This window comes from Streptomyces collinus Tu 365 (assembly GCF_000444875.1).
Lineage (GTDB): Bacteria > Actinomycetota > Actinomycetes > Streptomycetales > Streptomycetaceae > Streptomyces > Streptomyces collinus_A.
In genome coordinates, this window is the sequence record NC_021985.1 from 7,318,870 (window position 1) to 7,333,467 (window position 14,598).

A 14,598-nucleotide genomic window follows, 5' to 3' on the forward strand; every position below is an offset into this window, starting at 1 on the left:
AAGCCGGGCGGACAGGGCCCGGAGGATGAGCGGTCGCCGACGGACGTCGACCGCCGCGGAAGGAGTTCCTCATGGCCAAGGCAGTGGGCATCGACCTGGGCACCACCAACTCGGTGATCGCGGTGTGGGAGGGCGGCGAGCCGTCCGTCGTGCCCAACAGCGAGGGCAACCGCACGACACCGTCCGTGGTGGCCTTCACCGACACGGGCGAGCGCCTGGTGGGCCAGCTGGCCCGGCGCCAGGCGATCCTCAACCCCAAGGGCACCATCTACTCGGCCAAGCGGTTCATCGGCCGGCACTTCGACGAGGTCTCCGACGAGGCCAAGGCCGTCGCCTACGACGTCGTCCCGGGAGACAACGGCGAGGCCCGCTTCAAGGTGCGTGACAAGCTCTACGCGCCTGAGGAGATCAGCGCCCTGGTGCTGCGCAAACTCGCCGACGACGCCTCCAAGCAGCTGGGGGAGCGGGTCACGGAGGCGGTCATCACGGTGCCCGCGTACTTCAACGACGCCCAGCGCACCGCGACCCGTGACGCCGGACGGATCGCCGGACTGGAGGTGCTGCGGATCGTCAACGAGCCGACGGCGGCCGCCCTCGCGTACGGCATGGACAAGAAGCAGCACGAGACCGTTCTCGTCTTCGACCTGGGCGGCGGCACCTTCGACGTGAGCATCCTCGACGTCGGCGACGGCGTGGTCGAGGTGCGTTCCACGGCGGGTGACAGCCATCTGGGCGGCGACGACTTCGACCGGCGTCTGGTCGACTACCTCGCGGACGACTTCCAGAAGGAGAACGGCATCGACCTGCGCAAGGACCCGCAGGCCCTGCAACGCCTGTTCGAGGCGGCGGAGAAGGCCAAGACCGAGCTCAGCTCCGTCACCCAGACCCAGGTCAGCCTGCCGTTCGTCACCGCCGACGCCTCCGGGCCCAAGCACCTCACCGACTCGATCATGCGCTCCACGTTCGAGCAGATCACCGCCGACCTGGTGGAGCGCTGCCTCGGTCCGGTCCAGCAGGCAATGGCCGACGCCAAGGTCGGCGAGAACGACATCGACGAGGTCATCCTCGTCGGCGGTTCCACCCGCATCCCCGCCGTCCAGGCGCTGGTGCGCCGGCTGACCGGCGGCAAGGAACCCAACATGAGCGTGAACCCCGACGAGGTCGTGGCCCTGGGCGCCGCGATCCAGGCCGGGGTGCTCAAGGGTGAGGTCAAGGACGTCCTGCTGCTCGACGTCACCCCCCTGTCGCTGGGAGTGGAGACGCGCGGCGGAGTGATGACGAAGATCATCGAGCGGAACACCACCATCCCGGTGCGCCGCAGCGAGACCTTCTCCACCGCCGAGGACAACCAGCCGGCCGTCGATGTGGTCGTCCTCCAGGGCGAGCGCGAGCGGGCCGCCGACAACCGGGCCCTCGGCCGGTTCCAGCTCACCGACATCCGGCAGGCGCCGCGGGGCGAACCCCAGGTCGATGTCACTTTCGACGTCGACGCCAACGGCATCCTCAACGTCAGCGCGCGCGACAAGGACACCGGCAAGGAACAGGGCATCACCATCAGTGAGAGCTCCAACCTGGACCGGGGCGAGGTCGATCGCATGGTCCAGGAGGCCGAGAGCAACCGGGGCCAGGACCAGGCACTCCGCGAGGCCGTCGACGCCCGCAACGAACTCGACGCGATCGCCTACCAGGTCGAGAAGCGGCTGAGCGAACTCGGCGACGCCGCGCCCGCGCACGAGAAGGCGCGAGCCGAGATGCTCGTGGCCGAGGCCCGCGACGCGGTCAAGAACGAGGCCGGAGTGGACAAGGTCAGGCCGCTGGTCTCCGAACTCCAGCAGATCCACGCCGGGCTCGCCGCCCACCAGGCCGAGGGCGCGGCGGCGAGTGGTCCGTCGGACGCCACCGGGCCGGACACTTCCGGGCAGGGCGGTGCCGGCGCCGACGACGACGTGATCGATGCCGAGTTCGACAAGGGCTGAGGTATCCGCCATGCCGATCCCTCCCCAGGACCGATCGTCCGACCTACCGCCCGAAGGCGCCGGACAACCGCCGCAGGGCAACCTGCCCGAGCCCGCGCCGCCGACCGCGGAGGCCGAACCGGGGCCCGACGCGGCCACCGGTCCGGCCGGGGGCGAGGACGAGTACACGGCCGCGCTGAAAGAGCTCGAGGACCGCTGGCGGCGTGCTCTCGCCGATCTGGACAACCTGCGCAAGCGACATGCCAGGGAACTGGACCGGGAGCGCGCGGTCGAACGCGCCCGCACGGCGGCGGCCTTCCTTCCCGTCATCGACAACCTCGAACTGGCCCTGCACCACGCGGGCTCCGACCCCGGGGCGATCGTCGAGGGGGTGCGCGCCGTACGCGACCAGGCCGTGTCCCTCCTTGAACGCCTCGGTTACGAGCGTCACGCCGAGACCGGCGTCCCGTTCGACCCCTCCCGGCACGAGGTCGTCGGCGTGGTCCAGGACCCCGACGCCGAACCGAACACCGTGGCGCAGGTGCTGCGCCCCGGCTACGGCGAGGCCGAGCGGCAGCTGAGGCCGGCCGCCGTGACCGTGGCCAAGCGGGAGTGAGCGGCCATGGCACGCGACTTCTACGAGGTTCTCGGGGTCCCGCGGGACGCCGACAAGGACGAGATCCAGCGGGCGTACCGCAAGCTGGCCCGCAAATACCACCCCGACGTCAACAAGGACCCCGCGGCGGAGGAGCGGTTCAAGGAGATCAACGAGGCCTTCAGCGTCCTGTCCGACCCGAACCAGCGGGGCCGTTACGACCGCTTCGGCGAGGACTTCCGGCAGGTCCCCGAGGACTGGGAGGAGCGGGTAGGTGCCGGCGCGGGACCCGGCGGCGGCTTCCGCTGGTCCACCGGGGGCGGCCCCCGGGGCCGGTACGCCACCAGTGGCTTCGGCGCGGAGGGTGTCGACATCGACGACCTGTTCGGCTCGTTCTTCGGGGGCGCCGGACGGATGCGGGTCCCCGGAGCTGACCAGGAGGCCGAACTGCCGCTCACCGTCGAGGAGGCCTACCGCGGAGGCCGCCGCACCATCACGCTCGCCGATTCCACGGGGCAGCCGCGGCGGTACGAGGTCGATGTGCCACCGGGTGTCACCGACGGGCAGCGTATCCGCCTGGCGGGCGAGGGCGGCCGGGGCAACGGTGACGCCCCCGCGGGAGACCTGTACCTGCGGGTGCGGATCCAGCCGCACCCCCAGTTCCGCCTCGACGGCCGGAACGTGTACGTGCAGCTTCCGGTCACCCCCTGGGAGGCCGCGCTGGGCGGGACGGTTCCGGTGCCCACGCCGAGCGGGGCGACGGCGAAGGTGGGCGTGCCCGCGGGCTCGTCCAGCGGCCGGCGGCTGCGGCTGCGCGGTGAGGGCATGCCGAACCCGCGAGGCACGAACGGCGACCTCTACGCCGAGCTCCGGATCATGGTGCCGTCCAGGCTCAGCGACCGGGAGCGGGCCCTTTTCGAGGAGCTCGCCGCCGTCTCCTCGTTCGACCCCAGGAGGACACGATGAGTGACCCACACGCCGAGGCGCGCCAAGCGTCCCGGCTGACGGCTCCCGCGCCGGCCCGCGTCCGGTACGCGATCGTGCCGGTGCCCAGGCTCTCTCTGCAGACCGTGGCCCGCCGCTCCGGGGTCCATCCCGACCTCATCCGCCGGTTCGTCGCCCTCGGCCTGGTCGACGCGGAACGCGATTCCGCGGGGCGGCTGGTGTTCGACCCCACGGCCCCGGCGGTTCTCGCCCGTATCCAGCGGCTGCGCACCGGACTGTGCCTCAACTACGCATCCATCGGCCTGGTGCTCGACCTGCTCGACCGCATCAGCCTGCTCGAAGCCGCCCTGCGCGGCCGCGGCACGAGGAGTGAAACACCCCCATGGACATGAACCGTCTCACCCAGAAGTCCCAGGAAGCCCTCCAGGAGGCCCAGAGCGCGGCCGTCGGCATGGGGCACACCGAGGTCGACGGGGAGCACCTGCTGCTCGCGCTTCTCGACCAGGAGGACGGTCTGATCCCGCGGTTGCTGCAACAGGCCGGCAGCGAGCCGAAGGAGCTGCGCGCGGCCGTGCGCGAGGAACTCTCCCGCCGCCCGAAGGTCACCGGTCCGGGCGCGGCACCCGGCCAGGTCTTCGTCACCCAGCGCCTGTCCCGCCTGCTCGACGCCGCCGAGCGGGAGGCCAAACGCCTCAAGGACGAGTACGTGTCCGTGGAGCACCTCCTGCTCGCCCTGGCCGAGGAGGGCTCGGCGACCGCCGCCGGACGCCTGCTCAAGGAGCACGGCGTGACCCGCGACTCGTTCCTGAGTGCGCTCACCCAGGTCCGCGGCAACCAGCGGGTCACCTCCGCCAACCCCGAAGTGGCCTACGAGGCTCTGGAGAAGTACGGCCGCGACCTGGTCCTCGAGGCCCGGTCCGGGCGGCTGGACCCGGTCATCGGCCGTGATGCGGAGATCCGCCGCGTCACCCAGATCCTCAGCCGCAAGACCAAGAACAACCCCGTCCTCATCGGCGATCCCGGCGTCGGCAAGACCGCCATCGTCGAGGGCCTGGCCCAGCGCATCGTGCGCGGCGACGTCCCCGAGGGCCTGCGGGACAAGACGGTGTTCGCCCTCGACATGGGCTCCCTGGTCGCCGGCGCCAAGTACCGCGGCGAGTTCGAGGAACGCCTCAAGGCCGTGCTGTCCGAGGTGAAGGCCGCCCAGGGGCGCATCCTGCTCTTCGTCGACGAACTGCACACCGTCGTCGGCGCGGGCGCCGCCGAAGGGGCCATGGACGCGGGCAACATGCTCAAGCCGATGCTCGCCCGCGGCGAACTCCACATGATCGGCGCCACCACCCTCGACGAGTTCCGCAAGCACATCGAGAAGGACGCCGCCCTCGAACGCCGCTTCCAGCAGGTGCTGGTCGACGAGCCGAGCGTGGAGGACACCATCTCCATCCTGCGCGGACTGCGCGAACGCCTCGAGGTCTTCCACGGCGTGAAGATCCAGGACACCGCGCTGGTCTCCGCGGCCACCCTCAGCCACCGCTACATCACCGACCGGTTCCTGCCCGACAAGGCCATCGACCTCGTCGACGAGGCGTGCGCCCGGCTGCGTACCGAGATCGACTCGATGCCCGCCGAACTCGACGAGATCACCCGTCGCGTCACCCGCCTGGAGATCGAGGAGGCGGCCCTGTCCAAGGAGACCGACGCCGCCAGTAGGACCCGCCTGGAGGAACTGCGCAAGGAACTGGCCGACCTGCGCGGCGAGGCCGACGCCAAACGCGCCCAGTGGGAGGCCGAACGGCAGGCCATCCGCCGCGTGCAGGAGCTGCGCCAGGAACTGGAGCAGGTCCGCCTCGAGGCGGAGGAGGCCGAACGCGCCTACGACCTCAACCGCGCCGCCGAACTCCGCTACGGCCGCCTCCAGGAACTGGAGCGCCGGCTGAAGGCCGAGGAGGAGCAACTGGCCGCCAAACAAGGGCAGAACCGGCTGCTGCGCGAGGTCGTCACCGAGGAGGAGATCGCCGAGATCGTCGCCGCCTGGACCGGCATCCCCGTCGCCCGCCTCCAGGAGGGCGAACGCGAGAAGCTGCTGCGCCTCGACGAGATCCTGCGCGAGCGCGTCATCGGCCAGGACGAGGCCGTCAAACTCGTCGCCGACGCCATCATCCGCGCCCGCTCCGGCATCCGCGACCCGCGCCGCCCCATCGGCTCGTTCATCTTCCTCGGCCCCACCGGCGTCGGGAAGACCGAGCTGGCCAAAACCCTCGCGGCGGCCCTGTTCGACTCCGAGGAGAACATGATCCGCCTCGACATGAGTGAATACCAGGAGCGGCACACCGTCAGCCGGCTCATGGGCGCACCACCCGGATACATCGGCTACGAGGAAGGCGGCCAGCTCACCGAGGCCGTGCGCCGCAAGCCGTACTCGGTCGTGCTGTTCGACGAGATCGAGAAGGCGCACACCGATGTCTTCAACACCCTGCTGCAGGTCCTCGACGACGGCCGCATCACCGACTCCCAGGGCCGCACCGTCGACTTCCGCAACACCGTGATCATCATGACGTCGAACATCGGCTCCGAGCACCTCCTCGACGGCGCCACCGCCGAGGGCGAGATCAAGCCGGACGCCCGCGCCCTGGTGATGGGCGAGCTGCGCGGGCACTTCCGCCCGGAGTTCCTCAACCGCGTCGACGACATCGTGCTGTTCAAGCCGCTCGGCGAGCGGCAGATCGAGCGGATCGTGGAGCTGCAGTTCGACGAGCTGCGCCGCCGGCTCGCCGAACGCCGCATCACCGTCGAGCTCACCGAAGCCGCACGGGAGTTGATCGCCCACCAGGGCTACGACCCGGTCTACGGTGCCCGGCCGCTGCGCCGCTACATCTCCCACGAGGTCGAGACGATGGTCGGGCGCGCCCTGCTGCGCGGTGACGTCCAGGACGGCGCGACGGTCCGCGTCGACGCCGAACACGGAGAGCTGGTGGTCACCTACGACCAGCCCGAGGACGTGAGGGGAGCGCGAGCGGCATGAGTACGATGCAGGCGACGACCGTCCGTTGTCCCCACTGCGGGCGCACCAACCGGGTGCCCGTGGCCGCGGAGGGCCGCCCCAAGTGCGGCCACTGCAAGCAGCCCCTACCGTGGATGGTGGACGCGGGCGACGACGACTTCACCGAGGTCGCCGAGCGGGCCGACGTCCCCGTCGTGGTCGACCTGTGGGCCACCTGGTGCGGCCCCTGCCGCATGGTCAGCCCCGCACTGGAGAAGGTCGCCACCGATCTCGCGGGCCGCATCAAACTCGTCAAGGTCGACGTCGACAAGAACCCGCGACTGTCGCGGCGTTTCGAGGTCCAGGCCGTACCGACCCTGCTGATCCTCGACCGGGGCGAGACGGTCGCCCGGCAGGCGGGGGCGGCGCCCGCCCCCGCTCTGCGCCGGTGGGTGGAACAGTCGATCACCACCCGGAAAGGGTGATTGGGATGACCCTGCACGCAGACCCCCACCTCGCGCTCGTCCGGCCGGTCCAGCCGCTGACTCCAGAAGGGTGTCAGGAGTGTCTGATGCTCGGCTCCCCGTGGGTCCACCTCAGGCTCTGCCTGACGTGCGGGCACGTGGGCTGCTGCGACTCCTCGCCGAACAAGCACGCGCGCAAGCACGCGGCCGCCGTCGCCCATCCGATCGTGCAGTCGTTCCAGCCCGGCGAGGATTGGCGCTGGTGCTTCGTTCACGAGGCGTTCGTCTGATGTCCGGCGACCGGTCGCTGCCGGGCGAAGAACCCGTGCCGGAGAAAACGGACGAGGCCGCCTTCTGGGAGACCCCGGACATCCACGGCGCGTACCCGCGCCTCACGGAGGACCAGATAGCACGGCTGGCGGAGCACGGGGAACGCCGGACCACGGCTCCGAACGACGTGCTGATCCGGGAGGGGGAGCGCTGCGAGACGTTCTTCGTCGTCCTCAGCGGTACCGTCGCCGTCGTCGAGGACCACGGCACTCCCCAGGAGCACGTGCTGCGCGTGCACGGCCCCGGTCGCTTCATCGGCGAACTCGGCCTGCTGTACGGCCAAGTGGCCTTCTACACCGCTGTCGCCAGGGACCCGGGCGAGGTCCTTGTCATCTCCCTGGACCAGTTGCGCCACCTGGTGTCCCAGGACTCCACCCTCGGGGACGTCGTGCTGCGCGCCTGTCTGTGCCGTCGCGCGCTGCTCGTCGGACAGGGCGCCGGCTTCCGCATCATCGGCTCGCGCTACTCGCCCGACACCAGACGTCTGCGCGAGTTCGCCGTGCGCAACCGGCTGCCGCACCGCTGGATCGATCTGGAGACCGACGAGGAGGCCGAGGAGCTGCTGCGCCGCTTCGGGGTCGGCCCGGAGGAGACACCGCTCGTCATCTGGCGGGACACCACCTTGTTGCGCAACCCCAGCAACGCGGAACTGGCCCGGCTCATCGGCCTGCCGTCACTGCCCGCCGGAAACCGGCACGGCGACGTCCTCATCGTGGGCTCCGGACCCGCCGGCCTCGCCGCCGCGGTGTACGCCGCCTCCGAGGGCCTGAGCACCACGGTGGTGGAGGCCATGGCGGCCGGCGGCCAGGCCGGCACGTCGTCCCGCATCGAGAACCTGCTCGGCTTCCCGTCCGGCATCTCCGGCGCCGAACTCACCGAACGGGCTGTGCTCCAGGCCGAGAAGTTCGGCGCCGGGATCAGCCTTCCCCTGGAGGCGACCGGTCTCCATCCCAAGGACGACGACCACTACGTCGTGGCCTTCGCCGACGGCGGTGAGATCGCCGCCCGCGCCGTCGTCCTGGCCATGGGTGCCCGCTACCGCCGGCTCCAGGTGCCCGGCATCGAACGCCTGGAGGGAACGAGCGTGCACTACTCGGCGACCGTCTACGAGGCCCAGCAGTGCGGCGCGGACCCGGTGGCCGTCGTCGGCGGAGGCAACTCGGCGGGCCAGGCGGTGCTGTTCCTCGCCGGGTACGCGCCGAAGGTGCACCTGCTGGTCCGAGGAGCCAGCCTCGAGGCCAACATGTCCCGCTACCTGATCGACCAGGTCGAGCGCCATCCGCGGGTGGAGGTCATGCTGCACACCGAGGTCACCGAGGTCATCGGCCAGGAAGTGCTGGAGGAGCTCGACGTGGTCGACAACCGCACGGGCGGCCACCGCCGGCTCGCGGTACGGAGCCTGTTCGTCTTCACCGGCGCCGACCCTCACACCGAGTGGCTCGCCGGCACCCTCGCCCTGGACTCCCGCGGCTTCGTCCTCACCGGGCCGGAGGCCCAGGAAGCCTGTGCCACCCCCGAGGTGTGGCACGGCCGCGGGCGCTCGTGCATGACCCTGGAGACCAGCCTGCCCGGGGTCTTCGCGGTGGGGGACGTCCGTAGCGGCTCGGTGAAGCGGGTGGCCTCCGCGGCCGGTGAGGGCGCGATGGCCATCCACTTCGTGCACCGGCACCTCGGGCACTCGGCCGTACCCGGCACCGGCACGCCGGCTGTCACGGGCCACTCGGACGTCTCCCCACGCCTACGTCACAAGGAGTCCGCCTGGCTCGCGTGACGAATGGCGGACGATGAGAGGAGGCGGAGACGTTCTCCGTGTCCGCAATGCAAGACCTGCCCGGGAACTTCTTGACCAGCCTGGTGGACATCTGCTGAACTCCCGAACCATGAACCCGCGCGTGGACCTGACCCGGCGGCGCCACATCGATCTGGCGCACGTCTCCAGCGCGTTCTGTTGTCGCTGACCCGGGAAGTGCTCCCCGGCGGCGGCCGGTGTGCGCCCATGGCGCGTGCCTGGCAGCGGCGGTGCGAAGCCGCCGGCACTGCGATGCCTCCCCGGGGGATCGGCGTCTCCACCTTCTGAGGGCTCTTCCTCTCCTCTCCTTCTCGCCGAGCCGGCAGCCTGTTCGCGCACGCCGACGCGGTCGCTGAGAACGCGGCCGTAGCGGTCCTGCGGCCAGGTGCTCTCCTCTGCGCCGCCCGGCCCAGCGTTCCGCACGTGGTCGAGCAGTCCCGCACGGTGCCGGCCCCCTTCACCCGACGTCCTGTTCTCCAGCACCCCTTGGCGTGCCCCATCTGCCCGGGAGGGACCCCCTCATGCCTCCGTCCATCCGCAAACTCACCGGCCGCATCGGCGCGGTCGTCGAGGGTGTCGACCTCACGGCGCCGCCCGACCCCCTGACGGTCACGGCGCTGCGTGACGCCCTCAACCAGCACAAGGCGATCGTGTTCGACGACGTGAACCTCGACCATGCCGGTCAGGAACGGGTGGCCGGCTGGTTCGGCGAGCTCACCACCGCGCACCCGAACGTGCCGGCCGCCGACGGTACGACGAACGTGCTCGCCGTCGACAGCGAGACGTCCAAGGCCAACGAGTGGCACACGGACGTCTCCTTCGTGGTCAATCCACCGCAGGCCACCACGCTGCGGTCGGTCGTGACCACGCCGTACGGCGGCGAGACGCTCATCGCGAACGCTGCCGCGGCCTATCGCGACCTGCCCGAACCGCTGCGGGCCCTCGCGGACTCGCTGCGCGTCGTACACACCAACCGGTACGACTACGCGCGTCCTTCGGCCACGACGGCACAGCGACAGGAGTACGACCGGATATTCGCCTCGACGCCGTACGAAGCGGAGCACCCGGTCGTGCGGGTACATCCGCTGACGGGCGAACGCGGTTTGTTCATTGGCGGGTTCGCCCAGCACATCGTCGGCCTGTCGCGCAGTGAGTCGGCCGGACTGCTGCGCCTCTTCCAGTCGTACGTGACCCGCCCGGAGAACATCTTGCGCTGGACCTGGGCGCCCGGCCAACTGCTGATCTTCGACAACCGCATCACCCAGCACTACGGGGTGGACAACTACGACGACCACCCCCGCCGCCTGAACCGGGTGACGATCGCCGGAGACGTTCCGGTCGGCGTCGACGGACGCCGCAGCGAACAACTCGTCGGCGACGCCTCGCACTACAGCAGGGTGCTGGAGGTGGCGGCATGACCGAGCTCAGCCTCAAGGCGCCCGCCGTCGGCGAGAGCCCGGACACCCGGCCGACGAGCACGCGGGAACGCGAGGTGTTCCTGCCGCGCGACGCCCGCCGTCGAACGCCGATCAGCACACTCCGCGAACGCCTGCGCTGGCCGCTGGGCATCCACACGACTCCCGTCGTGATCCTCATCGCCTGGGAGGTGCTCGCCCGGGCCGGAGTGCTGGCGAAGACCTACGCTCCGGCACCGACCTCCATCGTGAAGTCCGCCGCCGATCTGTGGCAGCAGGGCGTTCTCGGGCCCGACCTGGCCATCTCGCTGCAGCGGGCCGGCACCGGTCTCGCCATCGGGCTGACGGTGGGCGTCATCACCGGCGTGCTCGGCGGGCTGCTGCGCAGCGGTGAGTACCTGTTCAACGGCCTGGTGCAGGTGCTCAACACGATCCCTCTCCTCGCGGTGCTGCCGCTGATGATCGTGTGGTTCGGCATCGACGAGCTCACCAAGGTGCTGCTGATCTCCTTCGGCGCCGGCGTCCCGATGTACCTCAACCTGTTCGCCGCGATCCGGGGGGTCGACCAGCGACTGATCGAGATGGCACGCACGACGGGCGCGGGCACCTGGCGCCTGGTGACGCGGGTGCTGGTACCCGGAGCCCTGCCGGGCTTCCTGGTCGGTCTGAGGTTCTCCCTGGCGTACAGCGTGCTGGGCCTCGTCGCCGCCGAAACGGTCAACGCCGACCAGGGACTCGGCTTCCTCATCACTCAGGGGCAGACCTACCTCCAGACCAACCAGGTCTTCGTGGGGCTGGTGATCTACTCGCTCCTCGGTCTGCTCGCCGACCAGTTCGTCCGGGCTCTCGAGCGGGTGCTGCTGCGGTGGCGACCCAGTTATGAGGCGTCATGAGCAGCGCAGTCGCGACCGGGCCCCGCCGGCAGACCGGGGTCGCCGTCGAGCAGGTGGTCCGTCGGTTCGGTGACCGGGTGGTGCTCGACCACCTCGACCTCACGATCGCCGACGAGGAGTTGGTGATCCTGCTCGGCCCGTCCGGCTGCGGCAAGAGCACTCTTCTGCGTCTGCTCGCCGGACTGGACCGGCCCGACGGAGGGCGCGTGGAGGTCCCGGCGCGGCGTGCGATCGTCTTCCAGGCCGACCGGCTGCTGCCGTGGCAACGGGTCCTGCGCAACGTCACGCTCGGCCTGCACGGACCCGACGCCGACCGACGGGCCCGCGACGTGCTCGCCGAGGTCGGACTCTCCGGCCGTGAGAAGGCATGGCCCAAGGAGCTCTCCGGGGGCGAGGCCCAGCGGGTGTCGCTCGCGCGAGCACTGGTCTCCGAACCCGAACTGGTGTTGCTCGACGAGCCGTTCGCGGCCCTCGACGCCATCACGCGGCTGCGCATGCACGACCTCGTACGCGCGCTGCGGACCAGGCACCACGCCGCCATGCTGCTCGTCACCCACGACGTCGACGAGGCGATCGCCCTGGCGGACCGCATCGTCGTCATGAGCGACGGCCGCATCGGCACCTCACACGACGTGCACCTGTCTGCCGCGGACCGTGAGGCGAGCATCGCACGCGAGGAACTCCGCGCCAGGCTCCTGGAAGACCTCGGCCTCGCCGGCCAGCACTGACCTTCCCGAACACCCTCACCCAGCACAGAAAGCACGACAACCCATGCGAAAGAGCACCACCAGACTCATCGGCGCCGTCGGCTCGCTCGCCCTGGCGGGCACCCTGGTCGGCTGCGGATCGTCGTCGTCGCACACCGACGCGCCGCTGAGCAACGCCGCCGACACGAGCGACGCCAAGCACCCCGAGTGGAGCAAGTACGCCTTCACCATCGGCGACAACGGCGGTGACGGCAGCCAGGAGCTGGCGAAGCTGACCGGCGTGTTCGACAAAGCGCCCTACAAGGTGAAGTTCGCCCGGTTCACCTACGGCCCGCCGCTCGTGCAGGCCGCCGCCTCGGGCGACATCGACCTCGGCAGCGTCGGTGACGTTCCGCCGATCACGGGTGCCGCGAAGGAGTACGGCTTCAAGGTCGTCGCCGTCAACCGCTCGCTCACGCCCGACCAGGCCGTGGAGAACATCATCGTGCCGAAGGGCTCGAAGCTGAGGACGGCAGCCGACCTCAAGGACAAGAAGATCGCTGTCCCGCAGGGCAGTTCGGCCCACGGTCTGGCCCTGAACGCGCTGAAGAGCGTCGGTCTCACCCCCAAGGACGCCAAGCTGGTCTTCCTCGACCCGGCGGCAGGCGCGACGGCGTTCAACACCGGCAAGGTGGACGCCTGGGCGATCTGGAACCCGCAGTCGGCCATCGCGGTCAAGAACGGCGCGCGGATCCTGGTGAAGGGCCTGCCGCCGATCGACCAGACGAGCAGCTACTACGTCGCCAGTGCCGCGTCCCTGAAGGACAGGACCAGACGCGCGGCTCTCACGGACGTCCTGAAGAGGCTCTCGCGGGAGTTCGCCTGGGCCGTCAAGAATCCCGACAAGTACGCGCAGGCGCTCTCGAAGGAGCAGGGCATCCCGCTGGACGACGCCAAGGCGTCCCTGGCCGCTTACTCGAACCGGGTGACCCCGGTGGACCAGCCGGACATCGAGCTGGAGCAGAAGCTCGCCGACGCCTTCCTGGAGGCGGGCCAGATCACCAGGAAGGTCGACGTCAAGTCGATCACCGACAACCTCCTCCCGGCGGGCTACGACAGCTCCAAGCTGAAGGTCACCTCATGAGCGCAGGACGGCGGCTCCACCTCAACGCCTTCCTCATGGAGGCCGGTCACCACGAAGCAGCATGGCGGCTCCCTGAGAGCAACCCGCGGGCCGACTTCGACCTCCGGCACTGGATCGAACTGGCCCGGCTCGCCGAGAGCGCCAAGTTCGACTCGCTGTTCCTCGCGGACGGCCCCGCCCTCATCGGAACCGGCGAGTTCCGGCCGCCGGGCCAGCTCGAACCGCTGACCCTGCTCACCGCCCTGTCCCAGGCGACCAGCAGGATCGGCCTTATCGCGACCGTGTCCTCGACCTACAACGAGCCGTACAACCTCGCCCGCCGGCTCGCGTCCGTCGACCACGTCAGCGCGGGCCGCGCCGGCTGGAACATCGTTACCTCGGCCGGAGCCGACGAGGCCGCCAACTTCGGCCTCGACGCCCGCCCGGGCCACGCCGAGCGCTACGCCCGCGCCGACGAGTTCCTGAAGGTCGCCAAGGCGCTGTGGGACAGCTGGGAGGTCGAGGCCGTCCTCGCGGACAAGGCCACGGGACGCTACGCCGACCCCGCGCGGCTGCACCGGCTCGGCCACCACGGCCGGTACTTCAAGGTGGCCGGGCCGCTCAACGTGGCGCGTCCACCGCAGGGTTACCCGCTGCTCGTCCAGGCCGGCTCCTCCGAGGACGGCAAGGACTTCGCGGCCCGCCACGCCGAGGCGATCTTCACCGCCCACACGACGTACGAACGCGCCGCCGCCTTCTACGCCGACATCAAGGCCCGCACCAGGGCCGCGGGGCGCGACCCGGACGGTGTGATCGTCCTGCCGGGCATCGTCCCGTACATCGGGTCGACCGAGAAGGAGGCCCGGGCGCTTGCACGGGAGTTCGACGAGCTGCGCGTGCCGGAGTACGGACTGCGCCAGCTGGCCGCCGTGTTCGAGACCGAGCCGTCGGCCTTCGCACTCGACGACCCTCTGCCGGACTCCATCCTCGCCAGGCCGAAGCTGGAAGGCTCGCAGAGCCGTGCCGACCTGATCATCGATCTCGCGGTGCGCGAGCAGCTGACGGTGCGCCAGATCATCTCCCGGCTCGGCGGCGGGCGCGGCCACTTCGAGTTCGTCGGCACTCCCGAACAGATCGCTGACACGATCATCGCCTGGTTCGAGGGCGGTGCCGCGGACGGGTTCAACATCATGGCGCCCGCCCTGCCGTCCGGCCTTGCGGCCTTCGTGGAGCATGTGCTGCCGATCCTGCGCGGCAAGGGCCTGTTCCGCGAGGAGTACGAGGGCACGACCCTGCGCGAGCACTACGGCCTTCCGGCCCCGGCGAACCAGTTCCATCGCTGAACCGCTTCCCGGGGACGGTCCGCTCGCGACTCCCGCCGCTGCCCCTTGCCGAAGCGGCGGGAGTCCGCACGGCGCCGGGA

13 protein-coding genes are annotated in these 14,598 nt (G+C 70.5%); all 13 read left to right on the forward strand.

What is annotated here, in order from left to right:
* Positions 1-71 precede the first annotated feature (71 nt).
* The 13 genes from dnaK (at position 72) to B446_RS31800 (ending at position 14,518) form a co-directional block, all read left to right on the forward strand.
* Complete coding sequence (dnaK, locus tag B446_RS31740) at positions 72-1,976, forward strand: molecular chaperone DnaK (RefSeq protein ID WP_020943540.1); 1,905 nt, start codon at positions 72-74, stop codon at positions 1,974-1,976.
* A 10-nt stretch (positions 1,977-1,986) separates the two neighbouring features.
* Complete coding sequence (locus B446_RS31745; RefSeq protein ID WP_020943541.1) at positions 1,987-2,571, forward strand: nucleotide exchange factor GrpE; 585 nt, start codon at positions 1,987-1,989, stop codon at positions 2,569-2,571.
* Positions 2,572-2,577: 6 nt separating this feature from the next.
* On the forward strand, positions 2,578-3,516 hold the full coding sequence (locus B446_RS31750) for a DnaJ C-terminal domain-containing protein (RefSeq protein ID WP_020943542.1): 939 nt from the start codon (positions 2,578-2,580) through the stop codon (positions 3,514-3,516).
* Positions 3,513-3,887, forward strand: coding sequence for a chaperone modulator CbpM (locus B446_RS31755; protein WP_020943543.1), 375 nt, complete (start codon positions 3,513-3,515; stop codon positions 3,885-3,887). The genes B446_RS31750 and B446_RS31755 overlap by 4 nt, the downstream gene beginning before the upstream one ends.
* Positions 3,878-6,517 (forward strand): ATP-dependent chaperone ClpB, encoded by a 2,640-nt coding sequence (gene clpB / locus B446_RS31760; RefSeq protein ID WP_020943544.1) that lies wholly within the window; start codon positions 3,878-3,880, stop codon positions 6,515-6,517. The genes B446_RS31755 and clpB overlap by 10 nt, the downstream gene beginning before the upstream one ends.
* Positions 6,514-6,960: a thioredoxin gene (gene trxA / locus B446_RS31765; protein ID WP_043476843.1), complete on the forward strand. Its 447-nt coding sequence runs from the start codon at positions 6,514-6,516 to the stop codon at positions 6,958-6,960. The genes clpB and trxA overlap by 4 nt, the downstream gene beginning before the upstream one ends.
* Positions 6,961-6,965: 5 nt before the next feature.
* Positions 6,966-7,229 (forward strand): UBP-type zinc finger domain-containing protein, encoded by a 264-nt coding sequence (locus B446_RS31770; protein ID WP_020943546.1) that lies wholly within the window; start codon positions 6,966-6,968, stop codon positions 7,227-7,229.
* Positions 7,229-9,040 (forward strand): FAD-dependent oxidoreductase, encoded by a 1,812-nt coding sequence (locus tag B446_RS31775; RefSeq protein ID WP_020943547.1) that lies wholly within the window; start codon positions 7,229-7,231, stop codon positions 9,038-9,040. The genes B446_RS31770 and B446_RS31775 overlap by 1 nt, the downstream gene beginning before the upstream one ends.
* A gap of 539 nt (positions 9,041-9,579) precedes the next feature.
* On the forward strand, positions 9,580-10,476 hold the full coding sequence (locus B446_RS31780; RefSeq protein ID WP_020943548.1) for a TauD/TfdA dioxygenase family protein: 897 nt from the start codon (positions 9,580-9,582) through the stop codon (positions 10,474-10,476).
* On the forward strand, positions 10,473-11,366 hold the full coding sequence (locus B446_RS31785) for an ABC transporter permease (RefSeq protein ID WP_020943549.1): 894 nt from the start codon (positions 10,473-10,475) through the stop codon (positions 11,364-11,366). The genes B446_RS31780 and B446_RS31785 overlap by 4 nt, the downstream gene beginning before the upstream one ends.
* On the forward strand, positions 11,363-12,094 hold the full coding sequence (locus tag B446_RS31790; protein ID WP_020943550.1) for an ABC transporter ATP-binding protein: 732 nt from the start codon (positions 11,363-11,365) through the stop codon (positions 12,092-12,094). Before B446_RS31785 ends, B446_RS31790 begins: the two co-directional genes overlap by 4 nt.
* Before the next feature lie 43 nt (positions 12,095-12,137).
* Entirely contained in the window at positions 12,138-13,196 is a 1,059-nt protein-coding gene (locus B446_RS31795; RefSeq protein WP_020943551.1) for an aliphatic sulfonate ABC transporter substrate-binding protein, read from the forward strand.
* The gene (locus B446_RS31800) at positions 13,193-14,518 is read left to right on the forward strand and encodes an LLM class flavin-dependent oxidoreductase (RefSeq protein ID WP_020943552.1); all 1,326 of its coding nucleotides are present in this window, start codon (positions 13,193-13,195) and stop codon (positions 14,516-14,518) included. Before B446_RS31795 ends, B446_RS31800 begins: the two co-directional genes overlap by 4 nt.
* Positions 14,519-14,598 lie beyond the last annotated feature (80 nt).